At 69.9% G+C, this 25,986-nt stretch carries 23 protein-coding genes; 11 read left to right on the top strand and 12 right to left on the bottom strand.

Annotated features, from left to right (window positions below; translation table 11 throughout):
* Positions 1-3: 3 nt before the first annotated feature.
* From JI746_RS01035 to JI746_RS01010, 6 genes are all read right to left on the bottom strand, one after another.
* The gene (locus tag JI746_RS01035; RefSeq protein WP_201686921.1) at positions 4-876 is read right to left on the bottom strand and encodes a branched-chain amino acid ABC transporter permease; all 873 of its coding nucleotides are present in this window, start codon (positions 874-876) and stop codon (positions 4-6) included.
* A 9-nt stretch (positions 877-885) separates the two neighbouring features.
* Positions 886-1,602: an ABC transporter ATP-binding protein gene (locus JI746_RS01030; RefSeq protein WP_201686920.1), complete on the bottom strand. Its 717-nt coding sequence runs from the start codon at positions 1,600-1,602 to the stop codon at positions 886-888.
* On the bottom strand, positions 1,602-2,453 hold the full coding sequence (locus tag JI746_RS01025) for an ABC transporter ATP-binding protein (protein WP_201686919.1): 852 nt from the start codon (positions 2,451-2,453) through the stop codon (positions 1,602-1,604). Before JI746_RS01025 ends, JI746_RS01030 begins: the two co-directional genes overlap by 1 nt.
* 210 nt (positions 2,454-2,663) lie before the next feature.
* Positions 2,664-3,365, bottom strand: coding sequence for an RNA polymerase sigma factor (locus JI746_RS01020; protein WP_201686918.1), 702 nt, complete (start codon positions 3,363-3,365; stop codon positions 2,664-2,666).
* A 6-nt stretch (positions 3,366-3,371) separates the two neighbouring features.
* The gene (locus tag JI746_RS01015) at positions 3,372-4,667 is read right to left on the bottom strand and encodes a c-type cytochrome (RefSeq protein WP_201686917.1); all 1,296 of its coding nucleotides are present in this window, start codon (positions 4,665-4,667) and stop codon (positions 3,372-3,374) included.
* Positions 4,668-4,758: 91 nt separating this feature from the next.
* Positions 4,759-5,634 carry a LysR family transcriptional regulator gene (locus JI746_RS01010; protein WP_201686916.1) on the bottom strand — a complete coding sequence of 292 codons (876 nt, stop codon included), beginning with the start codon at positions 5,632-5,634 and terminating at the stop codon, positions 4,759-4,761.
* Positions 5,635-5,760: 126 nt separating this feature from the next.
* Between JI746_RS01010 and JI746_RS01005 the strand changes: the two genes are divergently transcribed.
* The gene (locus tag JI746_RS01005) at positions 5,761-7,308 is read left to right on the top strand and encodes a UxaA family hydrolase (RefSeq protein WP_201686915.1); all 1,548 of its coding nucleotides are present in this window, start codon (positions 5,761-5,763) and stop codon (positions 7,306-7,308) included.
* A gap of 206 nt (positions 7,309-7,514) precedes the next feature.
* Here the strand turns inward: JI746_RS01005 and JI746_RS01000 are convergent, their stop codons facing one another.
* Positions 7,515-7,745, bottom strand: coding sequence for a hypothetical protein (locus JI746_RS01000; protein ID WP_201686914.1), 231 nt, complete (start codon positions 7,743-7,745; stop codon positions 7,515-7,517).
* A 136-nt stretch (positions 7,746-7,881) separates the two neighbouring features.
* Entirely contained in the window at positions 7,882-8,814 is a 933-nt protein-coding gene (locus tag JI746_RS00995; protein ID WP_201686913.1) for a dihydrodipicolinate synthase family protein, read from the bottom strand.
* A 136-nt stretch (positions 8,815-8,950) separates the two neighbouring features.
* Between JI746_RS00995 and JI746_RS00990 the strand changes: the two genes are divergently transcribed.
* Entirely contained in the window at positions 8,951-9,940 is a 990-nt protein-coding gene (locus JI746_RS00990) for a Bug family tripartite tricarboxylate transporter substrate binding protein (protein WP_201686912.1), read from the top strand.
* Between the two features lie 49 nt (positions 9,941-9,989).
* Complete coding sequence (locus tag JI746_RS00985) at positions 9,990-11,723, top strand: IlvD/Edd family dehydratase (RefSeq protein WP_201686911.1); 1,734 nt, start codon at positions 9,990-9,992, stop codon at positions 11,721-11,723.
* 60 nt (positions 11,724-11,783) lie between these two features.
* Here the strand turns inward: JI746_RS00985 and JI746_RS00980 are convergent, their stop codons facing one another.
* A complete protein-coding gene (locus tag JI746_RS00980) occupies positions 11,784-12,335 on the bottom strand; it encodes a cytochrome b (protein ID WP_236599467.1) in 552 nt (183 codons plus the stop codon).
* A 13-nt stretch (positions 12,336-12,348) separates the two neighbouring features.
* Positions 12,349-13,929 carry an MFS transporter gene (locus JI746_RS00975; protein ID WP_201686909.1) on the bottom strand — a complete coding sequence of 527 codons (1,581 nt, stop codon included), beginning with the start codon at positions 13,927-13,929 and terminating at the stop codon, positions 12,349-12,351.
* A 94-nt stretch (positions 13,930-14,023) separates the two neighbouring features.
* Between JI746_RS00975 and JI746_RS00970 the strand changes: the two genes are divergently transcribed.
* The 5 genes from JI746_RS00970 to JI746_RS00950 all read left to right on the top strand — a co-directional run bounded on the left by JI746_RS00970 (position 14,024) and on the right by JI746_RS00950 (position 19,635).
* Positions 14,024-14,845 (top strand): aldo/keto reductase, encoded by an 822-nt coding sequence (locus JI746_RS00970; RefSeq protein ID WP_201686908.1) that lies wholly within the window; start codon positions 14,024-14,026, stop codon positions 14,843-14,845.
* A 74-nt stretch (positions 14,846-14,919) separates the two neighbouring features.
* The gene (locus tag JI746_RS00965; RefSeq protein ID WP_201686907.1) at positions 14,920-15,915 is read left to right on the top strand and encodes a Gfo/Idh/MocA family protein; all 996 of its coding nucleotides are present in this window, start codon (positions 14,920-14,922) and stop codon (positions 15,913-15,915) included.
* A gap of 21 nt (positions 15,916-15,936) precedes the next feature.
* Positions 15,937-17,034: an LLM class flavin-dependent oxidoreductase gene (locus JI746_RS00960; protein ID WP_201686906.1), complete on the top strand. Its 1,098-nt coding sequence runs from the start codon at positions 15,937-15,939 to the stop codon at positions 17,032-17,034.
* Positions 17,031-17,816 (top strand): alpha/beta fold hydrolase, encoded by a 786-nt coding sequence (locus JI746_RS00955; protein WP_201686905.1) that lies wholly within the window; start codon positions 17,031-17,033, stop codon positions 17,814-17,816. Before JI746_RS00960 ends, JI746_RS00955 begins: the two co-directional genes overlap by 4 nt.
* A gap of 16 nt (positions 17,817-17,832) precedes the next feature.
* Complete coding sequence (locus JI746_RS00950) at positions 17,833-19,635, top strand: feruloyl-CoA synthase (protein ID WP_201686904.1); 1,803 nt, start codon at positions 17,833-17,835, stop codon at positions 19,633-19,635.
* Here JI746_RS00950 and JI746_RS00945 read toward each other — a convergent pair whose 3' ends face one another.
* Positions 19,636-20,181 carry a DUF4256 domain-containing protein gene (locus tag JI746_RS00945; protein WP_201686903.1) on the bottom strand — a complete coding sequence of 182 codons (546 nt, stop codon included), beginning with the start codon at positions 20,179-20,181 and terminating at the stop codon, positions 19,636-19,638. It lies immediately after the preceding gene.
* A gap of 32 nt (positions 20,182-20,213) precedes the next feature.
* Entirely contained in the window at positions 20,214-23,798 is a 3,585-nt protein-coding gene (locus tag JI746_RS00940; RefSeq protein WP_201686902.1) for an indolepyruvate ferredoxin oxidoreductase family protein, read from the bottom strand.
* A gap of 119 nt (positions 23,799-23,917) precedes the next feature.
* Here JI746_RS00940 and JI746_RS00935 point away from each other — a divergent pair, with 119 nt between their 5' ends.
* The 3 genes from JI746_RS00935 to paaB all read left to right on the top strand — a co-directional run bounded on the left by JI746_RS00935 (position 23,918) and on the right by paaB (position 25,978).
* Positions 23,918-24,424: an Lrp/AsnC family transcriptional regulator gene (locus JI746_RS00935; RefSeq protein WP_201686901.1), complete on the top strand. Its 507-nt coding sequence runs from the start codon at positions 23,918-23,920 to the stop codon at positions 24,422-24,424.
* A 99-nt stretch (positions 24,425-24,523) separates the two neighbouring features.
* Positions 24,524-25,534 carry a 1,2-phenylacetyl-CoA epoxidase subunit PaaA gene (gene paaA / locus JI746_RS00930; RefSeq protein ID WP_201686900.1) on the top strand — a complete coding sequence of 337 codons (1,011 nt, stop codon included), beginning with the start codon at positions 24,524-24,526 and terminating at the stop codon, positions 25,532-25,534.
* 150 nt (positions 25,535-25,684) lie between these two features.
* Complete coding sequence (paaB, locus tag JI746_RS00925) at positions 25,685-25,978, top strand: 1,2-phenylacetyl-CoA epoxidase subunit PaaB (protein ID WP_201686899.1); 294 nt, start codon at positions 25,685-25,687, stop codon at positions 25,976-25,978.
* Positions 25,979-25,986 lie beyond the last annotated feature (8 nt).

Below are 25,986 nucleotides of genomic sequence, written 5' to 3'. Positions count from 1 at the left end.
GGCTCAGACCCGCTGCACGATCACGCGGCCGAACAGGCCCGCGGGCTTGACCACCAGCACGCCCACGATCAGCACCAGCGCCACCGTGAGCTTCAGTTCGGTTCCGATCAGGTAGGCACCCACCAGGTTCTCCAGCACGCCGACGATGAAGCCGCCGACGACGGCCCCGCCCGGGCTGTCGATGCCCCCCATCAGCGCCGCCGCGAAGGCATAGAGGATCACGCCGGTCATCATGTTCGGGTCGAGGAACACGATGGGCGCGACCATCATGCCGGCCGTCGCGCCGATGGCGGCGGCCAGCCCCCAGCCGAGCGCCAGCATCCAGCCGACCCGGATGCCCACCAGCCGGCTCGAGTCCGGGTTCTGCGCCGCGGCGCGCATCGCCAGGCCCAGCGGCGTGAAGCGGAAGAACAGGTACACCAGCAGCAGCACGACCAGCGTGACGCCGATCGCGCCCAGTTCGTGCGAGGACACCATGGTCAGACCGAAGGGCGCCTTGCTCGGGAACGGACTGGGGAAGGACTTGATCGTGTAGGTGAAGATCCAGCCGGCCAGGCTGTTGAGGATCAGCAGCAGGCCGATGAACACCACCACCACCGTCAGCACCGGCGCGCGTTCCACCGGCCGGATCAGGATGCGCTCGATCGCCACCCCGAGCACGAACGCGAGCCCCACGGTGGCGAAGAACGCGAGCCAGTAGGGCCAGCCCGCCTGCAGCATCGTCCAGCACAGGTAGGTGGTGAACATCGCCATCTCGCCCTGCGCGAAGTTCACCAGGCGGGTCGCGTTGTGGATCATCACGAGGGCGAGCGCCAGGCTGGCATAGATGCCGCCGGTGGCGAGCCCCGTGAAGACCTGGTGGAGGAAGGCTTCCATCCCGTCCTTTCAGTAGCCGAGGTAGGCGCGGCGCACCGCGTCGTCGTCCATCAGTTCGGCGCTGCTGCCGGAGCGCACCAGGCGCCCGGTCTCCAGCAGGTGCGCGCGGTCGGCCAGGCGCAGGGCCATCGCGGCGTTCTGCTCCACCAGCAGGATGGTCACCTTCTGCGTCGCATTGATCTCCTTCATCACGCCGAAGATTTCCTTGACCACCAGCGGCGCCAGCCCGAACGAAGGCTCGTCCAGCAGCAGCAGGCGCGGGCGCAGCATAAGCGCGCGGGCCACCGCCAGCATCTGCTGCTGCCCGCCGGACAGCGTGCCGGCCTGCTGGTGGCGGCGCTCCGCGAGGATGGGGAACAGGCGGTACATGCGCTCGAAGTCCTGTGCCATGCCGCTGCGGTCGCGCCGCGCGTAGGCGCCCAGCCGCAGGTTCTCCTCGGTCGTGAGGTCGCTGAAGGTGCCGCGGCCGTCGGGCACGTGGGCGACGCCCAGGCGCACGATGTCCTCGGTCGGGCGGCCGTCGATGCGTTGGCCCGCGAAGCGCACCTCGCCGCCGGTGCGCACCATGCCGCACAGCGCCCGCAGGGTGGTCGTCTTGCCGGCGCCGTTGGCCCCCAGCAGCGCGGTGATGCTGCCTTCCTCGATGTCGAACTCCAGGCCGTGCAGCACCTGGGTGGGGCCGTAGCCCGCGTGCAGGTCGCGCACCTGCAGCAGCGGCGCCGCCATCAGGCCTCCGTCCCCAGGTAGGCCTGGATCAGTTCGGGATTGCGCTGCACCTGCGCCGGCGTGCCTTCGGCGATCTTGCGACCGAAGCTGAGGGCCACCACGTGGTCGGACACGCTCATCACCAGGCCCATGTGGTGCTCCACCAGCAGCACCGTGAGCTGGAACTGGTCGCGGATCGCGCGGATCAGGCTGCCGAGCGCGCCCACTTCCTCGTGGTTCAGTCCCGCCGCGGGCTCGTCGAGCAGCAGCAGCGCCGGCTGGCTCGCCAGCGCGCGCCCGAGTTCCACCCGCTTGCGGGTGCCGAAAGGCAGTTCGGCGACGCGCTGCTGCGCGACCGCCTCCAGCCCCAGGAACCGGACCAGCTCGGCCGCCCTTCGGCTGCAGGCCTGTTCCTCCGTGGCCACGCCGGGCAGGCGCAGCGCATGGGCCAGGAAGCCCTTGTGCGTGCGGGCGTGCAGACCCACCTTGATGTTGTCCAGCACCGTCATGCTGGCGAACAGGGCCAGGTTCTGGAAGGTGCGGCCGATGCCCAGCGCCGCGACACGGTGGCGCGACATCTTCTCCAGCGCCTGGCCGTCGAAGGTGATGGAACCTTCGCGGTATTCGTACAGGCGCGACAGGCAGTTGAAGAGCGTGGTCTTGCCGGCGCCGTTGGGCCCGATCAGGCCGGTGATCTGGCCGCGCGCGACGTCGAACGAGACCTGGTCGAGCGCGGTGATGCCGCGAAAGCGCACGCACAGGTCGCGCACCGCGAGCAGCGGGCCGGCCGCGGTGGCCGCGGCGGGAACCGGGTGCGTATCGTGGCGAAGCTGCACGGGCTGGACCTCGGCCGGGGCGGAAGAGGTCTGCATGCTTTCATGCCTTGCCGCTGCCATCGAATGGTGTTTTCCCGCAGGGTGTCGCGGGCGGGTCGCTTGTGTGCACTGCAAGAACAACCGAACGCAAAGGGCGCAAAGGTTCCGCAAAGGACGCAAAGAACAGCCGATGAAGAACTCTTGTCCTTTTCTTCTTTTGCGCCTTTTGCGGAGCCTTTGCGTCCTTTGCGTTCGGTTGTCCGCGTTTCAGTGATCCCGGATCACGCCGCGCGCGCGCAGCTGCTGCAGGACGCGGCCGATCAGGTCGCTGCAGCGCTGGCCTGCGAAGTCGTGCAGGTAGGCGGCTTCGGTTTCGGGGTCGAAGCCGAGCCGTGAACGCAGTTGCGCGCGCGCCCGCAGGAAGCGCGTCTTGACCACGTCGGGGCTCACGTCGAGTCCCTGTGCCGTGTCTTCGACGCTCAGCCCGTGCACGGCGCGCAGGATGAACACGCTGCGGTACATCGGGGGCAGGGTGGCGATCGCCTGCTCCAGTTGCTGGCGCACCTGCAGCCGCGCGACATGGTCTTCGGGCGACTCCGGGGCGTCGCCGCCGAGAGGGTCCTTGTGCATGTCGCTCTCCCAACCCTCGACGTCCTCGTTCCACAGCACCAGGCGACCGAGCCGCCGCTGCTGCACCAGCGCCTGGTTGATCACGATGCGCGTGAGCCAGGTGCCCAGCGATGCTTCGCCGCGGAAACCGTCCAGGGCCGTGAAGGCCTTGAGCCAGGCCTCCTGCACCGCATCCTGCGCCTCGGCATCGTCGTGGACGATGCCGCGCGCGGCGCGGTACAGCAGGCGGTTGTAGCGACGCATCAACTGCTCGAAGGCGCGCGCCTGGCCCTGCCTCAGGCCGGCCAGGAGCGCGCTGTCTTCATGGTGCGGTTCGCAGAGGCTGGTCGCCGGCTGCATGGTTCCTCAGATCGACTTGAGGTAATTCACCAGGTCCGCCATCTCCGCGGCGCTCAGGCCGAGCGACCGCCGGTCGTTGTAGCGGGCGACCACGACGTCGAGCGTCGGGGCGGAGCCGTCGTGGAAGTACGGCGGGTGCTGCCAGATGCCGCGCAGCGGCGTGGTGCGGTACTGCTTGGTGGCGGAGCGGTCGGCGTGGGTGGGCGTTGAGGTATCCAGGGACATCGAGTCGGATTGCGGGTGCAGCCGCTCGTTGGCGTCGGTGAACCTCGGGCCGCTGTGGCAGGTGGAGCACTGCGCCTTGCCGTTGAACAGCGCCTGCCCGCGCGCGGCGGCCGCGACGTCGAAGGAGCCGGCTGGTGGCGCCGGCGGTTCCAGCGAGAGCTGGTAGGCCTGCAGCGCCGGCAGCTTGGAGCTCACCAGGTCGTCGGTGCCGTTCTTCACGTTGAGGTTCAGGCGCGGTTCGGTGAAGGTGCCGTGGCCGCCGAACTGCGTGACGGCGACATAGCGGTTCCAGTAGGCGATGTCGTTGCCGTCACCGGTGAAGGTGGTCTTGTTCACGCCCAGCAGGCCGTACGCGGGCGGGATCACAGCCGGCTTGTTGACGCCGTCGCCATGGAAGGGCGTGCCGCCGTCCACGATGTTGAAGCGGTCGTCGTACAAGCCCGGGCCCCACGAGTTGTAGACCGCCTTCACGGCAGCGGGCAGCGCCGGTGACAGGGCGACGATGGCGCCGACGTTCAGGTCGCGATTGGGCCAGCCGTCCAGGCGCTTGCCGATGTTGCCCGCGGGAATGGCCGGTGTGCTGAAACTGTTGTCCACCGTGGAGTGGCAGATGGCGCAGGTCACGCCCAGCCGCGCCAGGTGCTTCACGCCGTTCGCGTCGGTGGTCACCTGGCCCTTCAGCCCGAGCACGGCATCGAGCTCGATGAGGGCGAGCGTCGTCTGGGGATCCGTCAGCGAGATGCTGCCGTTCTGGACGCCTTGCACCACGGCCGGCGGCAGGGCCTCGGCATCGACCTTGAGGCCGACGCCGAGCGCCACGGTGGGCGTGACCGCGGTCTCCACCACCGTGTTCAACTGCAGCACGTCGGTGAAGAAGGTCTCGTCGCCGAAGGTCTCGAAGCGGAAGATCGGTTGTCCCTGCCCGACCAGCGTCGGGTTCGGCGGCGTGGGCGGGAAGACGGTCGAGAGATCGACCTCGTCATCGCCGCCGCCGCAGCTGGCGAGCGACAGGCCCGCCACCGCGACGAGCGCGAGCAGCGGGACACGGGGAAGTCTGGAGATCAGGCGTGCGTGCATCAGGAAGCTCCCTCAACCGCCACAGCGGCGGTGACAGAGCCTTAGATGCCGCCGGGCCAGCGGGCGTGACAACGGTCGCGCACGAATGTGATTAGTGCTTACCCGCAGGGGTGCTGCCGGCCTGCGCGAGCAGGGCGCGTGCCAGCGCGGCCTTCGGACCTTCGCTCCACACCATTCCCATGCGGCGCACCGGTGCGGGTGGCGGGAGCGGGATGCGCAGCACGTCCAGGCCTTCCGGCCACGGCGGCGTCCAGTCGGGCACCAGCGCCACGCCGAGGCCCTGATGGACGAAGGTCGCGATCGCATTGAGATGGTCGATCTCGATGCGCTCCTGCGGCTGGATGTGGTGCTCGCGCAGGTAGGCGTCGGCCATGCGGCCGCCCCACATGCTGCGGTCGTAGCGGATGAAGGGCTCGCTCGCCAGCAGGTCCAGCGGGTCGCGCCCGGCCAGGGATGCCGGTGCCAGCACGCACAGGGGCTCTTCCACCAGCACCTGCCAGCCGCAGGACTTGGGCAGCGTGAACTGCGGCTCGACGATCACGGCCGCGTCCAGCACCCCCGCGGTGACGCGCTGGTACAGCGTGCCGGAGTTGCCCGGCTCCATGTACACGGCGAGCTTGGGGTGCTTGTCGTAGAGGCCGCGCAGCAGCGGCGGCAGCAGGCCCGTGAGCGCGGAGGAGGACACGCCCAGGCGCCACTCGCCGAAGGGCGCATCGTCGTTGGCCAGCGCGTGCAGGTTGCGCACGTCGCGCAGCACGCCGCGCGCGTGGTTCAGGATCCGCAGCCCCGACTCGGTGGGCTTGACGGTGCGGCCGGCGCGCCGCACGAGGGGGGTCCCCATGACGTCCTCGAGCGACTTGACCCGTGCCGCGACGGCCGCGGGCGTCAGGTCGAGGCGGCGCGCGGCTTCGGCCATCGAGCCGCTGTCGACCACCATGACGAAGCTTTGCAGGAACTGCGTGTCCATCCGGAACAAAACTTCATTATCGATTGAATGTGGAAACGGCCGATTCCTCGCCTTGCGCCGACGGGCGATGATCCGTGCTGGCCGGCCCCCATGTCGCGGGATCTGCGCCCACAACCAGGCAGCACCATGATCGAACTCTCCGCCAAGAAGGTCGCCGGCCCCATCATCCGGCTGCACCCGAACGACAACGTCGTCGTGGCGCGCGTGGACGTGGGCATCGGCACGCCGGTGCCCAGCGAAGGCTTCACCAGCCGCAGCCAGGTGCCGGCGGGCCACAAGCTCGCTGCCCGTGCGATCCAGGCGGGAGAGGCGATCCTGAAGTACAACGTGTGCATCGGCTTCGCGGCGCAGGACATCGCCGCCGGCAGCTACGTGCACTCGCACAACGTCACGTTCCGGGAGTTCGACCGCGACTACGCCTACGGCAAGGAGTACGTGGCGACGCCGGTGCTGCCCGAGCCGGAACAGGCCAGCTTCATGGGCTACGTGCGCGCGAACGGCGAAGTCGGCACGCGCAACTACATCGGCATCCTGTCGACGGTCAACTGCTCGGCCACCGTCGTGCACAAGGTGGCCGAGTGGTTCACGCAAGAGCGCCTGGCGGAATTCCCGAACATCGATGGGGTGGTCGGCCTCTCGCACGGCCTGGGCTGCGGCATGGAGATGAGCGGCGAGCCGATGGACCTGCTGCGGCGGACCATCGGCGGCTACGCGAAGCATCCCAACTTCGCGGCCGTGCTGATCATCGGCCTGGGCTGCGAGCGCAACCAACTCTCCGGCCTGATGGCGCAGGAGCGGCTGGAGGCGAATCCGCGCCTGCAGACCTTCGTGATGCAGGAGTCGGGCGGCACCCGCAAGACGGTGGAGGCGGCCGTGGAGGCCGTGCAGAAGATGCTGCCGCGCGCCAACGACGTGGTGCGCGTGCCGGTCTCGGCGAAGCACCTGAAGATCGGCCTGCAGTGCGGCGGCTCGGACGGCTTCTCGTCGATCACCGCCAATCCCGCGCTTGGTGCCGCGATGGACATCCTGGTGCGCCATGGCGGCACCGCCATCATGTCGGAGACGCCGGAGATCTACGGCGTGGAGCACACGCTGACGCGGCGCGCGGTGAGCGAAGCGGTCGGCCGCAAGCTGATCGAGCGCATCCGCTGGTGGAAGGAGGAGTACTCCCCCGGCCGCGACGTGCAGATCAACGGCGCGGTGAGCCCCGGCAACAACGTCGGCGGGCTGGCCAACATCTTCGAGAAGTCGCTGGGCTCCTCGATGAAGGGCGGCACCACCGGGCTGATGGAGGTGTACCGCTACGCCGAGCCGGTGCAGCAGCCGGGCTTCGTGTTCATGGACACGCCCGGCTTCGACCCGTGTTCGGCGACCGGGCAGATCGCCGGCGGCGCGAACATGATCCTGTTCACCACCGGCCGCGGCTCGATGTTCGGTGCCAAGCCGGTGCCCTCGATCAAGCTGGCGACCAACACGCCGATGTATTCGCGCCTGACCGAGGACATGGACTACAACTGCGGCGAGATCCTCGACGGGACGAAGACCATGCCGGAGACGGCCGAAGAGATCTTCCGGTTGATGCTGCGGATCGCGTCCGGGGAGCGCAGCAAGAGCGAGTTGCTCGACCTGGGGAACCACGAGTTCGTGCCGTGGAACATCGGGGTGGTGAGCTGAGGGTGCGGAGCGCTGGGGTTTCGCTTCGCTCCACCTCCAGCCTACGAGGTCGCATCACGGCCGGCGGTGTTCTGTAGGCTGGCGGTGAGCCGCGCCAGCGCGAACCCCAGCGTTGCCACGGGACCGCATCACGCGCCCCCACCTGGCGGTTTTCTGTAGGCTGGCGGTGAGCCGCGCCAGCGCGCGAACCCCAGCGCTGCGACGCCTCAGATCGGCGTCTCCCGCAACAGCCGCATCGCCTCCTGGTGCAGCCGATCGGCCACCAGCCGGTACTCCAGCAGCCGCTGCACCTCCGCGAATTCCTCCTCGCGGCTGAGCTTCATGCACTCGATCGCATCGGCCGCTTCGCAGGCCGTGCGCCACTCGTCGTGCAGGCGCTCGAACTCCCGCAGCAGCGCGCGCTGCACGGGAGGCATGGTCAAGGGCCGCGTGTTCATGGAAGGGAGTAGAAGGGAAGACCCCCTCGCGCGGCTTGATGCAAGTCATTCCCATCGGGCCGCGACCCCCGCGCAAGGGACCGGCAATTGATCCAGAGCAATCTGGCATCAGGCCCGCGCGCGGGAACGCTCCTGCCTACGCCAGCGCGCCCGCGTTGGGCAGGGTGAAGCCGACCTTGTCCAGCGCCGCCTGCAGGGTCTGCTGCTGCCCGGCGTCGAGGTCCACCAGCGGCGGGCGCACGTGCAGCCAGTCCTGGCGGCCGGTCTTCCAGGCGATCGCCGCCTTCATCGCGGGAATCATCGGGAACTGCGCGAAGGCCGCGCGCGTGCCGTCCAGCGCCTTCTGCTGGTCGTCGGCGTCGGCGTTGCGCCAGGTCTTGTACAGCTGCACGATCTTCGTCGGGTTGACGTTGGCCGTTGCCGTGATGCAGCCGGGGCCGCCCGCGCGCAGGTCGGCCAGCAGGAAGGTCTCGCTGCCGGCGAACACGTCGAAGCCCTGCGGGCCGAATTCCTCGATGAAGGACTTCGTGTTGTTCCAGTCGCCCGAGCTGTCCTTCATGCCGGCGATGGCCTTCGGATAGGCCTTCAGCAGGCGCTCCACCAGGGCGCGCGTGATCGCCACGTTCGACACCGGCGGGATGTGGTACAGGTACACGCGCAGGCGCTCGTCGGCCACCGCGTCGATCACGCTGGCGAAGGCGCGGTACAGGCCCTCGTCGCTGACGCCCTTGTAGTAGAAGGGCGGCAGCATCAGCACGCCGCCCACGCCCGCGGCCACCGCCATCTTCGTCAGCTCGATGGAATCGGGCACGGCGCAGCAGCCGGTGCCGGGCATCAGCCGCGCCGGCGGGATGCCCGCTTCCAGCAGGGCCTCGAGCAGGCGGCGCTTCTCGGCCACCGACATCGAGTTCGCCTCCGAGTTGGTGCCGAAGACCGCAAGGCCCACTTCCTGGTCCAGCAGCCAGCGGCAGTGGCGGATGAAGCGGTCCGCATCCGGCGTGGCGTCGGCGTTGAAGGGGGTGAGGACGGGCGAGAAGACGCCCTGCAGGCGGTGGGGAGCGGCGGTCATGGTGGGCGATTGTCGTGAGCCGGAGCGCAAGATTATTTGTGTTCTGAAGATAAGCCAGCTGGGTTTCGCCGGGCCCGCGTGCTGCCACACTGCCAGCTCGGCTGAATCCGGACCAATCCACAGGAGACAAAGAAAGATGGCTTCCCTGCTGCGCCGCGCCTTGTGCGCCGGCCTCGTCACTGCCGCCGTGCTGCCCGCCGCCGCCCTCGCGGCCTGGCCCGACCACCCCGTGAAGCTGGTGGTCCCGTACCCGCCCGGCGGCGCCACCGACGTCATCGGCCGCATCGTCGCGCAACGCCTCTCGACCGCGCTGGGCCAGCAGGTGGTGGTGGACAACCGCGGCGGCGCCGGCGGCAACATCGGCGCCGACGTGGCCGCGAAGTCGAAGCCGGACGGCTACACGCTGCTGATGGCGGCCATGACTTCGCACTCCACCATGGCCAAGCTGGAGAAGGGCCGGATCTCCTACGACCTGCAGAAGGACCTCGTGCCCGTGCAGGTGGTGGGCTATGTGCCGCTGGTCTTCATCGTGCATCCCTCGGTGCCGGCGCAGAACTTCCAGCAGCTGGTGAGCTTCGCCAAGGCCAACCCGAAGAAACTGACCTATGCGTCCTCGGGCGCCGGCGCGCCCCAGCGCATGGCGGTGGAGATGTTCCGCGTGCAGAGCGGCGCCGATGCGATCCACGTGCCCTACAAGGGCAGCGGCCCGGCCATGACCGACCTGATCGGCGGCCAGGTACTGATGGCGGCCGAGACCGTGCCGGCCGCGCTGCAGCAGATCAAGTCCGGCAAGGTGCGCGCGCTGGCGGTGACCACGCCGCAGCGCATCTCCATGCTGCCCGACGTGCCGACCGTGGCCGAGTCGGGCGGCGCCGCGTGGAAGGATTTCGAGGTGGTGTCGACCTTCGGCGTGATGGCGCCGGCGGGGACGCCGGCCGACGTGCTGGCTAAACTGAACACCGAGATCGGCAAGATCATGCAGGACCCGGCCGCGAAGGAGCAGTTCCTGCAGCAGGGCGTGTACGTGCTGCCGCCGCAGACGCCGGCGCAGGCCGCCGAGCGGCTGAATGCCGAAGTGGGCAAGTGGGCCAGGGTGATCGACGAGACCGGCGTGAAGGCCGACTGATCGTCGGCCCGGCGAGCCGACCGACATGACGCAATGACGAGATGACGCAATGACGAAGAAAGAGGACGAGCCCACCGGCATGCGCAAGGGCCTGGTGAACTACGGTGACGCGGGCTTCTCGCTGTTCCTGCGCAAGGCCTTCATCAAGGGCTCGGGCCTGACCGACAACGCGCTGGAGCGCCCCGTGATCGGCATCACCGACACGGGCAGCGGCTACAACCCGTGCCACGGCAACATGCCGCAGCTGGTGGAGGCGGTGCAGCGCGGGATCATGCTGGCCGGCGGCCTGCCGGTGAAGTTCCCGACCATCTCGATCGGGGAGAGCTTCGCGGCGCCTACCAGCATGTACCTGCGCAACCTCATGTCCATGGACACCGAGGAAATGCTCAGGGCGCAGCCGATGGACGCCGTGGTGCTGATCGGCGGTTGCGACAAGACCGTGCCGGCGCAGCTGATGGGCGCGGCTTCGGCCGGCCTGCCCGCGATCCAGCTGATCACCGGCTCCATGCTGACCGGCTCGCATCGCGGCGAGACGGTCGGCGCCTGCACCGACTGCCGCCGCTACTGGGCCAGGTTCCGCGCCGAGGAGATCGATGCGCAGGAGATCTCCGACGTCAACAACCAGCTGGTGCCCAGCGTGGGCACCTGCTCGGTGATGGGCACGGCCAGCACCATGGCCTGCATCGCCGAGGCCCTGGGCATGACGGTGCCGGGCGGCGCCTCGCCGCCGGCCGTGACCTCGGCACGCATGCGCGTGGCGGAGCAGACCGGCGCCGTGGCGGTGCAGATCGCGAAGAGCCGCCTCACGATCGACAAGGTGCTGACCGAAAAGGCGTTCGAGAACGCGATGCGCGTGCTGCTCGCCATCGGCGGCTCGACCAACGCGATCGTGCACCTGACGGCCATCGCGGGCCGCCTCGGCTTCGAGGTCGACCTGCAGGCGCTGGACCGCATGGGCCGCGAGACGCCGGTGCTGGTGGACCTGAAGCCCTCGGGTGCGCACTACATGGAGCACTTCGATGCGGCCGGCGGCATGCCCGCGCTGCTGCGCGAATTGAAGCCGCTGCTGCACCTCGATGCGCTGACCGTCACCGGCCGCACGCTGGGCGAGGAGCTGGAACGCGCCGCGCCGCCGTTCCCGCAGGACGTGATCCGTCCGCGCGACCAGCCGATCTATCCGCAGGGCGGCATCGCCGTGCTGCGCGGCAACCTGGCGCCGGGTGGCGCGATCATCAAGCAGTCGGCGGCCGACCCGAAGCTGATGGAGCACGAAGGTCGCGCCGTCGTGTTCGAGGGCCTGGAGGATCTCGCCAGCCGCATCGACAGCGAGGACCTCGACGTCGCGGCCGACGACATCCTGGTGCTGAAGAACATCGGGCCCAAGGGCGCGCCGGGCATGCCCGAGGCCGGCTACATCCCGCTGCCGCGCAAGCTGGCGCGGCAGGGCGTGAAGGACATGGTGCGCATCTCGGACGGACGCATGAGCGGCACCGCCTTCGGGACCATCGTGCTGCACGTGACGCCGGAGTCCGCCATCGGCGGGCCCCTGGGGCAGGTGCGCAATGGCGACCGCATCCGCCTGTCGGTGGAGAAGCGCGAGATCAGCCTGCTGGTCTCCGACGAGGAACTGGCGCGGCGCGCGAAGGCCGACCCGGTGACGGAGCCGAGCGCCGACCGAGGCTACCGCAAGCTGTTCCTGACCACCGTCACGCAGGCCGACAAGGGCGTGGACTTCGACTTCCTCGCCGCCCCCGAAACGCGCGGCCGCGTCCCCAAGTCCTGACTGGTCTTCCTCCCTCCCCCTCCGGGGGAGGGCCGGGGTGGGGGCGCTCCGCTGCCGGCGCTACCGCCGCCCCAACCACATCCGCCCGAACACCTGGTCCCGGTCCACGAGCAGGTGCTTCAACCCGCCCACGACGTGCAGCGCCACGCACGCCACCAGCACCCACACCAGCGTCTCGTGCAGCTCGAAGAACTGCTTGGCGGTCGGACGGTCCGCCGTCACCCAGCGCGGCACGTGGGTGCCGAAGAAGGTGAGTCCCGTGCGGCTGTAGATCGCGCCGAGCAGGCCGGCCAGCGGCACGGCGATCATCAGCAGGTACAGCACGGCCTGCGTGACGCGCGACAGCACCACCTGCCAGCGCGGCACGCCGGTGGGCAGCGGCTCGGGCCGGTGCCCCAGCCGCCACAGCACGCGCAATGCGACCAGCGCCAGCAGGATCAGCCCGATCGACTTGTGCAGGTCGAACAGGCCCGGGCCCTCGGGCTCGTGCTCCACGGTCATCATCCACCAGCCGAGCGAGGCCATGAACACGATCAGCGCGGCCACCAGCCAGTGCAGCACGATCGCGGGAGTGGCGTAGCGCCAGGCTAGGGGGGCAGAGGCACGTTGCAAGGTCGAAGCTCCTTCAGCGGCGGCCCTGCGCCGCATGCTTGCGCAGGTCCATGCAGGGTGCGCGCCAGGCGGCAAACGCCGCGCACGCGGCGAACAGCGCGAGCACCCCGAAAACGATGTGGAAGGCGTGCGTGACGCGCGCGGGGTCGAGGTTGCCGACCTGCAGCGCGGGCCCTTCGCCCGGGACCGAGGACCCGAGCAGCACGAAGGCCATGCCGCCGAAGGCCGCGGTGCCCAGTGTCGCCCCGCTGGAGCGCGTGAGCGACAGCAGCGCGGCGGCGGCGCCGAGGCGCTCGCGCCCGGCAAGGATCTGGGTGGCGAGCTGCGCGCTGGGCATCACGGTGCCGAAGCCGATGCCGCAGACCGCTGCGGCGCCCGTGATCAGCCCCGGAAAGGGCGGCAGGAAGGCGAGCGCGAGGATGGCCAGCGCCGCCGCCCCCAGGCCCCACGGCGGCAGCTTGCCGCTGGTGCCGGTGTGCGCGCTGAAGCGGCTGTTCAGCGTCGAGCCGACCACGATGCCGGCCGTGAGCGGCAGCAACTGCAGGCCGGCGTCGAGGGCGTTGGCATGCCGCGCCACCTGCAGGTAGATCGGCAGCAGGAACAGCAGGCCGAACATGGTGCCGGCGAAACCGACCACCGACACGCAGACCCAGGGCACGCCGGGCAGCTTGAGGATGTCCAGCGGCAGGAAGGCGTTGGGGTGCCTGCGCTGCTGGCGCGCGAGCAGCAGCCCCGCCACGACGGCCGTCAGCGCGAACAGCCCGCTGGACGGCGACAGCAGCCGGAAGCTGTGCCCCACCTGCCCGAACCACACCAGTGCGCTGGCGGCGCACAGCGCGAACAGCATGAAGCCCAGGGGATCGTAGGGCGCGTGCCGGTTCGGCGAGGCGCGCGGCTTCGGCAGCAGCGACATGCGCCAGACCGCCAGCGCATCGAGCGGCAGGTTGGCCAGGAACAGCCAGCGCCAGTCGCCGTTGTGCACGACGAAGCCGCCGATCAGCGGCCCGCCGACGCTGGAGGTGGTGAAGACGATCGCGAAGTAGCCCTGGTAGCGCGGCCGGTCCCAGGGCGGCACCAGCTCGCCGATCAGGGCCTGCGACAGCACCATGAGCCCGCCGCCGCCCATGCCCTGCAGCACGCGCGAGGCGATCAGCAGGCGCATGGTCGGGGCCAGCGCACAGGCCAGCGAGCCGAGGGCGAAGATCGCCAGCGCCACCAGCATCACGTTGCGGCGGCCGAAGCGGTCGCCCATGCGGCCGTACAGCGGCGCCATCACGGTCGCCGCGAGCAGGTAGCCGGCGGCGATCCACGAGGTTTCGGCCAGGCCGCCCAGCTCGGTGGCGATGCGCGGCGTGGCGGTCACCAGCAGCGTCTGGTCCACGGCGCCCATGAACATCGGCAGCATCACGGCGCTGAACAGGGCCGCGAAGGAGGCGCGCGTCGTGTCCTCCGCAGCGGGCGCACGCGCATCGGAATGCGCGTCCTCGGTGCCGGTGGTGGAAGAAGGCAGGCTGCCTTCGGAAACAAGGTGCGCCTCGCCCGTGGCCGCGCTGCTCGCGTTCCGGGCCGGCGACACGTCCTCTTCGTCGCTCACCGCGCGATCCTAAGCGAGTCGCCGCAAGCTTGCAGCGACGGGTGGGATCGGACCTACAGCCCCCTGGCCCGTCGTCCTGCGCTATCGTCGCCGCATGCAATCGCGCCCTGTTCCCTCGACCGGCGAGGCCCTGCCGGTGATCGGCTGCGGTACCTACATGGGTTTCGACCGCGCGCCCGGCAGCGCGGACTTCGCGCCCTTGCCGCGTGTGCTGTCGGCACTGTTCGACGGCGGCGGCACGGTGGTGGACAGCTCGCCGATGTACGGCAAGGCCGAGGCCGCGGTCGGCCAGGCCCTCGCCGAGGCGGGCGTGCAGGGCCGGGCCTTCCTGGCGACCAAGGTCTGGACCACGGGGCGCGCCGCCGGCATCCGCCAGATGGAGAACTCGCTGCGCCTGCTCGGTACCGAGCGCATCGACCTGATGCAGGTGCACAACCTGGTCGACTGCGCGAACCACCTGGCCACGCTGCGGCAGTGGAAGGAGGCGGGGCGCGTGCGCTACGTGGGCATCACGCACTACACGTCTTCCGCGTACGCCGAGGTGGAGCAGGTCCTGCGCAGCGAGCGGCTGGACTTCCTGCAGATCAACTACTCGGCGCAGGAACGCGAAGCCGCTCGGCGCCTGCTGCCGCTGGCCGCCGAGCGCGGCGTGGCGGTGCTGGTGAACCGGCCGCTCGGAGGCGGCGGCCTGCTGCGGCGGCTGCGCGGGCAGGCCCTGCCGCCCTGGGCCGGCGAGATCGGCTGCAGCACCTGGTCGCAGCTCCTGCTGAAGTTCGCGCTGAGCCCTCCGGCCGTGACCTGCGCGATCCCGGGCAGCGGCTCGCCGGAGCACATGGCCCAGAACGCGGCCGCCGGCGACGGCCCCATCCCCGGCCCGGAGTATTGGCAGGACAAGGCTGACGCCCTGCTGGCATAGCGCCCTGCGTACGGGCTGAACCTGAGGTTCCCCCTGATTGCCGGGGCGGCGCCGCGCCCGCAGCATCGCCCTCCATGCTGAACATCGCCGTCGTCGGCCTGGGCTGGTGGGGCCGCATCGTGGTGGACCTGCTCGCCGGCAGCGAGAAGCTGCGGGTCGTCCGGGTCGCCGACGTGGCGCCGCAGGGTGAAGCCTCCGCCGCCCAGCGCGCACTTCCGTTTTCCTCCAGCTTCGAGGCCGTGCTGCGCGATCCGCAGGTGCAAGGGGTGGTGCTGTGCACGCCCCACAGCCAGCACACGGAACAGATCGTCGCCGCGGCGGGCGCGGGCAAGCACGTGTTCTGCGAAAAGCCGCTGTCGATGACGCGCGCCGACGTGCTGCGCGCGATCGCCGCGGTCGAACAGGCGGGCGTGGCGCTCGCCGTCGGCCACGAGAAGCGCTTCGAGCCGCCGGTCCAGGAAGTCATGCGCCTGCTGCAGTCCGGTGCGCTCGGCACCCCGCTGCAGGTGGAAGCGAACTTCAGCCAGGACAAGTTCCTCTCGCTTTCCGCCGACAACTGGCGCCTGTCCGCCCGCGAGGCGCCCGCCGGCCCGATGACGGCCACCGGCATCCACCTGCTGGACCTGGCCGTCGGCGTGTTCGGTGAGGCCGAGACGGTGCACGCCAGCGTGCGCCAGCTCGGCAGCCAGCTCACCAACGGCGACACGCTGGCGGCGCTGGTCACCTTCCGCCGGGGCGGCCATGCGCTGCTCACCGCGATCCTCGCCACGCCCTTCGCTGGCCGTTTCGCCGTCTACGGTTCGCAAGGCTGGGCCGAGGTGCGCGACAGGACGCATCCCGAGGCGCCCGAAGGCTGGACGCTCACCACCTGCCTGCGCGGCGAGCGGGCGGTCGCCGTCGACATCGCACCGGCGCCGGCAGTGCTGCGCAACCTGGAGGCCTTCGCCGATGCGGCACTGGGCGTCGCGCCTTATCCGGTGCCGCGCGAGCAGATGGTGGCCAACGTCAGCGCCCTGGAGGCGATCTTCCGCTCCGCCGCCAGCGGCGCCATCGAACGGGTCGAAAACTGAAGAACCACAGGAGACCGCGACATGAAACTCGGCACCTTCATGATGCCCCTGCACCCGCCCGGGCGCAGCGCCACCGAGACGCTGGCGGAAGACCGTGAAGCGATCCTGCTGGCCGACCGCCTGGGCTACTGCGAAGCCTTCGTCGGCGAGCACGTGACGGACCTGGCCGAGAACGTCACCTCCTGCCTGATGTTCCTGGCCTCGCTGGCGCACGACACGAAGGACATCGTGCTGGGCAGCGGCACGATCAACATGCCCAACACGCATCCGGCGGCCGTCGCGGCGCAGGTGGCGATGCTGGACCACATCCTCAAGGGCCGCTTCATCATGGGCATCAGCCCCGGCGGCCTGATGTCGGACGCCGAGGTCTTCGGCAACTACCAGAAGAACCGCAACGCGATGTTCGTCGAGAGCATCGACATGGTGCTGAAGATCTGGGAGAGCGAGCCGCCCTACGACCTGCAGGGCGAGTTCTTCAAGGTCTCGACGAAGCAGACCTCGATCCTGGAGATCGGCCAGGGCGCGATCCTGCGGCCGTACCAGAAGCCGCACCCGCCCATCGTGGGCACGGCGGTGGCGCCGTTCTCCGCCGGCGTGACGGAGATGGCCAAGCGCGGCTGGACGCCGATCTCCGCCAACTTCCTGCTGCCCGAATGGGTGAAGACGCACTGGCCCAAGTACGTGGAGGGCCGCGAGGCCGTGGGTGCCAAGGCGTCGGCCGCCGACTGGCGCGTGGCCAAGTCGATCTTCGTCGCCGATGACGACCGGGTGGCGCAGCGCTATGGCAAGGGGCCGGAAGGTCCCTATCACTTCTACTTCAAGCAGCTGGTTCGCAAGCTGGTGGGCTTCGCCGGCCGCTCCAACCTGTTCAAGCTCGACCCGAACCAGCCGGACAGCGAGATCACGCCGGAGTCCGTGACCCACCGGCTCGTGATCGCCGGCAGCGTCGACAGCGTCGTCGACCAGATCCTGTCCTTGCGCGAACAGGTCGGCGACTTCGGCACCTTGCTCTATGCCTCGCACGACTGGGTGGACCCGGCGCTCGGCAAGCGCTCCATGGAGCTGATGGCGCAGGAAGTGATGCCGCGCGTGAACGCCGCCATCGCCAGATCGCGATGAACACCGGACGCGTGGGCGACATCGACGTCGCATATGAACTGGAAGGGCCGGCCGGCGCGCCGGTGGTGATGCTGGCGCACGGCATCCTGAGCACGCACGCCATGTGGCGCGGCGTCGCCGAGGCCCTGTTGCCGCGCTGGCGCGTGCTGGGCTACGACCTGCGCGGCCACGGCGCCACGCGCGCGAGCGAGCCGCCCTACACGATGCAGCGCCTGGCCGACGATGCGATCGCGCTGCTCGATGCGCTGGACCTGCCGCGCGTGCACTTCATCGGCGCCTCGCTGGGCGGCATGATCGGGCAAAGGCTCGCGGCGCAGCGCGGCGATCGCTTGCTGTCCGTCACGCTCGCCAACACCACGGCGGTGCAGGGCGCGGCCCAGGCCTGGCAGGACCGCATCGCCACGGCGCAGAAAAAGGGCGTCGACCCCCTGGTGGAACCTACGCTGCAACGCTGGTTCACCGCCAGCTATCTCGCCGCCGATCGCGAGCCGGTGCAGCGGTTGCGTGCACTCGCCACCGACACCGGCGTACGCGGCTTCTGCGGCTGTGCCGCGGCGGTGCGCGACCTCGCGCAGGCGGACCTGCTGCCCGAGATCCGCGTGCCGACGCTGGTGATCGTCGGCGAGCAGGACCAGGCCACGCCGCCGGCCGCCGGCGAATTCATCCAGCAGCACGTGCGCGGCGCCCAGCTCGTGCGGCTGCCGGCCGCACACCAGTCCGCCGTCGAATGCCCGGAGGCGTTCGCCGCGGCCTGGGAGCGCTTCGTCCACGCCTTGGCCTGAAAGAGGAGAGAGATCCATGCTGCATGCGCCCTTCGCGGACGCGCAGGCGCTCGCGCCTCCCGAGGTGCTGCGCGAATCGCGCGCCGATGGCAGCTTCGTGCTGCGCCACCCGCGGCCCCTGCAGCCGTACGCGCGCTGCGTGGGCGACTGGCTGGAGCACTGGGCCGCCACCACCCCGGATGCGCTGTTCCTCGCCGAGCGCGATGCAGCGGGCGACTGGCGCAGGCTCACCTACCACGAGGTGCGCGAGCAGGTCGGCCGCATCGCGCAGGGGCTGCTCGACGCGCGGCTGCCGCCGCACCGGCCGGTCGTGATCCTGTCGGACAACAGCATGGACGCCGCGCTGCTCGGGCTGGCTGCCATGCACGTCGGCCGGCCCTTCTGCATGGTCTCCAGCGCGTACTGCCGGCTGACGAAGGACTACGCCAAGATCGCGAGCATCCTCGACCTGCTGCAGCCCGCCCTGGTGTACGCGGCGGATGCGCGCGTCTACGGGCCCGCCGTGCAGCACTGGGGCGGCCCGTGCGCGATCGTGTTCGGCGCGCACGCGCAGGAGGTGCCGGGCGCGCGGCCGTTCGCCGGGCTGGCGGAGGCGGACGAATCGGAGGCGGTGGGTGCGGCCTTCGCGGCGCTGCGGCCCGAGCACCACGCCAAGTACCTGCTCACCAGCGGCTCCACCGGCCAGCCCAAGGTGGTGATCAACAACCATCGCATGCTGTGCGCCAACCAGCAGATGATGGCGCAGGCGTGGCCCTTCCTCACGCGGCACCGCCTCGTGCTGCTGGACTGGCTGCCCTGGAGCCACACCTTCGGCGGCAACCACAACTTCCACATGGTGCTGGCGCACGGCGGTGCGCTGTACATCGACGAGGGCCGGCCGGCGCCGGGCCTGATCGAGAAGACCTTGCGCAACCTGCGCGAGGTGAAGCCGAACTTCCACTTCAACGTGCCGCGCGGCTTCGACATGCTGCTGCCCTTCCTGGAGGCCGACGAGGCCTGCGCGCGCGAGGTGCTGGCCGGCATGGAAGGCATCTTCTATGCGGGCGCGGCGCTGCCGCAGAGCCTGTGGTCGCGGCTCGAGGCCGTCGCCGCGAAGGTGCGCGAGCGGCCGCTGTGGTTCACGTCGTCCTGGGGTTCCACCGAGACGGCGCCGGCGATCACGACGGTGCACTGGCGCATGGACCGGGCCGGCTGCCTCGGCCTGCCGCTGCCCGGCGCCGAACTCAAGTTCGTGCCCAACGGCGAGAAGCTGGAGATGCGGGCCCGCGGCCCCAACATCTTCCCCGGCTATCTGGATCGGCAGGACCTCACCGATGCCGCCTTCGACGACGAGGGCTACTACTGCATCGGCGACGCCGGCCGGCTGGTCGATGCGGCCGACATCGCGCAAGGCGTCGCCTTCGACGGCCGCGTGGCGGAGGACTTCAAGCTGACCACCGGCACTTGGGTGAGCGTGGGCACGCTGCGGCCGCGCATCGTGAGCGCGCTGGCACCGCACGTGGCCGACGTCGTCATCACCGGGCACGAGCAGGCCGAGATCGGCCTGCTCGTGTTCGCTACACCGCAGGCCAGGGCCTTGCCGGAGGGCGCGCTGGCGGCGCACCTGCGCGGCGTGCTGCAGCAGTTGCAGGCCGAAGGCGGCGGCTCGTCGCAGTGCCCCACGCGCGCGATCGTGCAGGCCGAGCCGCCCAGCGCGGACGCGGGCGAGATCACGGACAAGGGCTACATCAACCAGCGTGCGGTGCTGGCGCGGCGGGCGGCCGACGTGGCGGCGCTGTATGCGGGGAACGACCCGCGCGTGATCCGGCCGGCGGCGTGATCAGACCCGGAGCAGGCCGCGAAAGCCCCTCGCCGCGTAGTACGACTGCGCGCCGTTGTGGTACACGAACACCCGGCCGTAGCGGCGGTCGCAGAACAGGGAGCCCCCGAGCGCGCGCACGTCGGCCGGTGTGCTGATCCAGCTCGAGGTCTTGAGGTCGAACTCGCCGAGCGCCTGCAGGGCCCGGTACTCCTCCTCCGTGAGCAGCGCGATGCCCATGTCGGCGGCCATCTCCGCAGCGCTGCCGGCCGGCTTGTTCTCCTTGCGCGCGTCCAGCGCTTCGCGGTCGTAGCAGAGGCTGCGGCGGCCCGCGGGGCTCTCCGCCGCGCAGTCGCAGAAGGTGAACTGCCCCGCCTTGGCGTCCGACGCGATCACGTCCGGCTCGCCGCCGGTCTCTTCCATCCGCAGCAGCGACTTGAGGGCAGCAGCGTTGCCTTCGAGCTTCGCCTGCACGGCGGCCCACGCGACGCCGCGGTGCCTGTGCATGTTCTTCTCGAAGCGAAGCTTCAACGCCTGGAGCAGTGTCTCGTGGGGCTTGGCCTTCATGGGTGCGGGGAGTTGCCTGCGGTGGCGGAATCTTAAGCCGCCGCCGTGACGGGGATCCCGCGGATCTGCCCCGCCTGGCGCGACGGCGCCGGGCGCGCGTAGGTGGAAGGATCGAACCGGTGCAGCAGTTCCGCCTCGCGGGCCCGCGCCAGCGCCACGTTGGCCAGCTTCACGTGGCCGAAGCCGCGCATCGCCAGCGGCAGCGCCGCGATCTCCGTCGCCGTCTTCAGCCGCTCGGGCGTCAGCGCCGGCAGCAGGGCCTCGATGCGCGCGCGGTACGCGTCCACCAGCTCGCGCTCCAGCCGTCGCTCCGCGGTGCGCCCGAACAGGTCGAACGGCGTGCCGCGCAGCCGCCGGCCCTGCGCCAGCAGCTTCATGAACGGCATCATCCAGCCGCCCAGGCGCACCTTGCGCGGCGGCTGGCCTTCCTTCGCGCGCGCCAGCGTCGGCGGCGCCATGAAGAACTCCAGCGCGATGTCGCCCTCGAACTGCTGCTGCAGGGCCCGCCGGAACTCGCCGTCGGTATAGAGCCGCGCGACCTCGTATTCGTCCTTGTACGCCATCAGCTTGAGCAGCGATGCGGCGACCGCGCGCGTGAAGGGCAGCGAGGCATCGGCGCCCAGCGCCTGCTCGCGCACCCGCACCCTGGCCACGAAGTCGGCATAGCGCCGGGCGTAGCGCGCATCCTGGTAGCCGGCGAGGTGCTCCATGCCGCGGGCGACGATGGCCTCCAGCGTCTCGGCCTGCGCCGGTGCCTGCATGGCCTCGCCGCGCAGCAGTGGCTCGATGGCCTGTGGCGCGCCGGCGGCGAGGCGACCGAGCGAGAACGCCAGCTTGTTGTGGTCCACGGCGACGCCATTGAGCTCGATCGCACGCTGCAGCGCGTCCAGGCTCACCGGCACCAGCCCGCGCTGCCAGGCCGAGCCGAGGGCGATGATGTTGGAGAAGATCGCATCGCCGAGGAAGGCTTCCGCCAGCGCCTGGGCATCGAGCGTCTCGACGCGGTCGGCGCCGGCCGCGAAGCGCAGCTTGTCCAGCAACTGGGGCACCTTCAGGCTGGCGTCGGGATTGCGCAGGCTTTCGGCCACCGGCACTTCGTGCGTGTTGGCCAGCACGCGCGTGCGGCCTTGGCGCACGGTGGCCAGGGCCTCCGGCGAGGCGCCGACCACCAGGTCGCAGGCCAGCAGCGCGTCGGCCTGCTGGGTGTCGATGCGGACCTGGTTCAGGCGCGAAGGCAGGTCGGCGAAACGCACGAAGCTCAGCACCGAGCCGCCCTTCTGCGCGAAGCCCATGAAGTCCAGCACGCTGGCGCTCTTGCCTTCCAGGTGTGCGGCCATCGCGACCAGCGCGCCGATGGTGACCACGCCGGTGCCACCCACGCCGGTCACCAGCAGGTCGTAGGGCGCGCTCCAGGTGTGCGGCGCCGGCAACGGGAGCGCCTCGACCTGCTCCATGAAGTGCGTGGCACCGTCGCCCAGCACGCCGGCCCGCTTGCGCGGCTGGCCGCCCAGCACGCCGACGAAGCTGGGGCAGAAGCCCTTGGCGCAGGAATAGTCCTTGTTGCAGCTGCTCTGGTCGATCCTGCGCTTGCGGCCCAATGGCGTTTCCAGCGGCTGCACGGCCACGCAGTTGCTCTGCACCGAGCAGTCGCCGCAGCCTTCGCAGACGCGGTCGTTGATGAACAGCCGGCGGGCCGGATCGACCAGCTCGCCCTTCTTGCGCCGGCGGCGCTTTTCCGCCGCGCAGGTCTGCTCGTAGATCAGGACCGTCACGCCGGGAATCTCGCGCAGTTCGCGCTGCACCGCGTCGAGCGCATCCCGGTCGTGGAATTCGGTGCCGGGCGGAAAGCGCAGCTCCAGGCCCTCGTACTTGGCGATGTCGTCGGACACCACCACCACCTTCTTCACGCCCTCGGCCTCGACCTGGCGCGCGATGCCGTCGACGCTGATGATGCCGTCCACCGGCTGTCCGCCCGTCATGGCGACGGCGTCGTTGAACAGGATCTTGTAGGTGAGCGTCGCGCGCGCCGCCACCGCCTGCCGGATCGCGAGGTAGCCGGAGTGGTAGTAGGTGCCGTCGCCCAGGTTCTGGAACACGTGCGGCACCTTGGTGAACATGGCGTGCGAGACCCAGTCCACGCCCTCGCCGCCCATCTGGATCAGGCCTTCGGTGTCGCGGTCCATCCAGCTGGCCATGAAGTGGCAGCCGATGCCGGCCTGCGCATGCGAGCCCTCGGGCACGCGGGTGGAGGTGTTGTGCGGGCAGCCGGCGCAGAAGTAGGGCAGGCGCTTGACGCTGTCGCTCTCGTTGGACAGCAGCTCGGGCAGGGTGAAGTCCCGCACGAGGTGGCGCCGGTCCAGGTCCGGGAAATGGCGCACCAGCCACTGCGCCACGGTTTCGATCAGGCGCGAGGGCCGCAGCTCGCCCAGCGCGGAGACGAGCGGCCGGCCCTCGGCGTCCTGCTTGCCGACGATCGCCGGCCGTTCGCGCTCGTTGTAGAACATCGAGCGCAGCTGCTCCTCGACCACCGGGCCCTTTTCCTCGATCACCAGCACCTCGCCCAGGCCGCGCACGAATTCGCGCATGCGGGTCGGCTCGATGGGATAGGTGAGCCCCAGCTTGTAGATGCGCACGCCGTGGGCGGCCAGCGCCTCGGGTGGGATGTCGAGCCGGCGCAGCACTTCCATCAGGTCGTAGTGCGCCTTGCCGGCGGTCACGATGCCCACCGTGGCGCGCGCGCTGGCGACGATGTGCCGGTCGATGCTGTTGATGCGCGCGAAGGCGCGCACCGCATCGAGCTTGGCGTGCAGCCTTTGTTCGATGGTGAGCGAAGGCAGGTCGGGCCAGCGGTAGTGCAGTCCCCCGGGCGGCGGCGCGTAGCCGGTGAGCTGCCGCACTGTGTCGCCGTCCTGCCAGGTGGCGACGCGCGCGTTCACCAGGTCCAGGTCCACCGTCGCTGCGCTCTCCACCACCTCCGACAAGGCGGTGAAGCCGACCCAGTTGCCCGAGAAGCGCGACAGCGCCCAGCCGTAGAGGCCGAACTCCAGGTACTCGGCAACGTTCGCCGGCGACACGATGGGCGCATGCCAGGACTGGAAGGCCTGGTCGCTCTGGTGCGGCATGGACGAGGAGACGCAGCCGTGGTCGTCGCCCGCCACCATCAGCACGCCGCCGTGCGGCGACGACCCGTAGGCGTTGCCGTGCTTGAGCGCGTCGCCGGCGCGGTCCACGCCCGGCCCCTTGCCGTACCAGAGCGCGAACACGCCTTCGCAGGTGCGCTCGGGATCGGCCTCCACGCGCTGCGTGCCCAGCACCGCGGTGGCGCCCAGTTCCTCGTTGATCGCGGGCAGGAAGCGCACGCCCGCCTCCTCGAACTTCTGGCCGGCCTTCCAGACCGCGAGGTCCACCATGCCCAGCGGCGAGCCGCGGTAGCCGCTCATGAAGCCGCGCGTGTCGAGGCCGGCGGCCGTGTCGCGCTGGCGCTGCATCAGCATCAGGCGCACCAGCGCCTGGGTGCCGGTGAGGAAGATGGAACCGCCCGGGGCCCACAGGCTGTCGCTCAGGCGGTATTCGGGGCGCGCGATCGGCGAGGTGTCGGCAAGGGTGCTCTCTGGCATTTCGCTGTGTCTCCTTCAGCAGGCACAGCTTAGTTGCGGGCACGGAGAATTTGATTCTTCTTTCCCCGCCAGAAGCGGCGGATGGAGAATGATGTTCTCGAATCCGCCGGTGATCAGGAATGTCTCAACTCGACCGTCACGACGTGCTCCTGCTCAGCGAACTCCAGCGCGACTCCCGCCAGACCGTGCAGCAGCTCGCCGCGGCCGCCGGCCTGTCGGCCACGCCGGCGTGGAAGCGCGTCAAGGAGATGGAGAGCGCCGGCATCATCCGCGGCTACACCGCGCTGGTGGACCGCGAGAAGGTGGGCCTGACGCTGGCCGTGCTCGCGGAAGTGAACCTGACCCGCCACAACGAGGACGACGTGCGCCGCTTCGAGCAGGCGGTGGCCGCCAGTCCGCAGATCGTGAGCTGCTACGCCACCACCGGCCAGGCCGACTACGTGCTGAAGGTGCTGGTGCCGGACATCAAGAGCTACGAGGCCTTCCTGCACGAGACGGCGTTCAAGCTGCCGGGCGTGACGCACGTGCGTTCGAGCGTGGTGCTCAAGGAGGTGAAGGCGGAGACGCGGCTGCCGCTGGAGGGTGGGCCGGCCACGCCGCGGCCACGGCGACCGCGCAGCGCTTGAGGCATCCACGCGCACCGGGCTTGACCCACCGCAAGGACGCCGTATCCCTTATCATCTACCGAGCGGTCGGCAATAAACGCCGGCCGGCAAGGAGACGCGATGTACACGCAGGCCATGGACACCCAGGGCAAGGAGGGCGATGCCCGCAAGCCGGTGCGCAGCGCCGGGGAGATGCAGCTCGAGGAGCGCTTCGAGGGTCGCATCGCCGCCGGCGAATTCATCGAGCCCAAGGACTGGATGCCGGACCACTACCGCAAGACGCTGGTGCGGCAGATCTCGCAGCACGCGCATTCCGAGATCGTCGGCATGCTCCCCGAGGGCAACTGGATCTCGCGCGCGCCCACGCTCAAGCGCAAGGCGATCCTGCTGGCCAAGGTGCAGGACGAGGGCGGGCACGGCCTGTACCTCTATTCCGCAGCCGAGACGCTGGGCACCTCGCGCGACCAGATGATCGAGGCGCTGCACAGCGGCAAGGCCAAGTACAGCTCGATCTTCAACTACCCCACGCTGACCTGGGCCGACGTCGGCGTGATCGGCTGGCTGGTCGACGGCGCGGCGATCATGAACCAGGTGCCGATCTGCCGCTGCTCCTACGGGCCGTATGCGCGCGCCATGATCCGCATCTGCAAGGAGGAGAGCTTCCACCAGCGCCAGGGCTACGAGAGCCTGTTGACGATGATGGAGCAGGGCACGGACGCGCAGCGCGCCATGGTGCAGGACGCGGTGAACCGCTGGTGGTGGCCCTCGGTGATGATGTTCGGTCCGCCGGACGACCAGTCGCCCAACACCGCGCAGTCGATGCGCTGGGGGATCAAGCGCGTCTCGAACGACGAACTGCGGCAGCGCTTCGTCGACGCCACGGTGGAACAGGCCAAGGTGCTGGGAGTGACCCTGCCGGATCCCGATCTGAAGTGGAACGAGGAGCGCCAGCACCACGACTTCGGCGCGATAGCCTGGGACGAATTCTGGCGCGTGATCGCCGGCAACGGCCCCTGCAACCGCGAGCGCCTGGCCGCGCGCGTGAACGCGTGGGAAGAGGGCGCATGGGTGCGCGAGGCCGCGCTGGAGTTCGCGCGCAAGGAGGCGGCGCGCGAGGTGAAGGCTGCGTGAAAAGCCGGACAGCCGAACGCAGAAGCCGCAGAGGTTACGCAAAAACCGCAGAAGAATTCATTCTCAAGGATGTCCTTTTGCGGCTTCTGCGTAACCTTTGCGGCTTCTGCGTTCGGCTGTTCCGGTTCGCTTTTTTGAACAGGATCTGAAATGAACGACGCGAAGCAGGAGTGGCCCCTTTGGGAAGTGTTCATCCGCAGCAAGTCGGGGCTGGACCACAAGCACTGCGGCAGCCTGCATGCGGCCGACGGGAAGATGGCGATCCAGATGGCGCGGGACGTCTATACGCGGCGGCAGGAAGGCACCAGCGTGTGGGTGGTGCGCAGCGACCAGATCATCGCCAGCGATCCGGGCGAGAAGTCGACGTACTTCGACCCGATGGAAGACAAGGTGTACCGCCACCCGACCTTCTACAAGCTGCCCGAATCCGTGGACCACATGTGAGGCCGTGA

Origin of the sequence: Ramlibacter alkalitolerans, assembly GCF_016722765.1 — a bacterium.
In the GTDB taxonomy this organism is placed as follows: domain Bacteria; phylum Pseudomonadota; class Gammaproteobacteria; order Burkholderiales; family Burkholderiaceae_C; genus Ramlibacter; species Ramlibacter alkalitolerans.
Note: the sequence above shows the minus strand (reverse complement) of the source record. Positions and strands in the feature narration are given on the sequence as shown.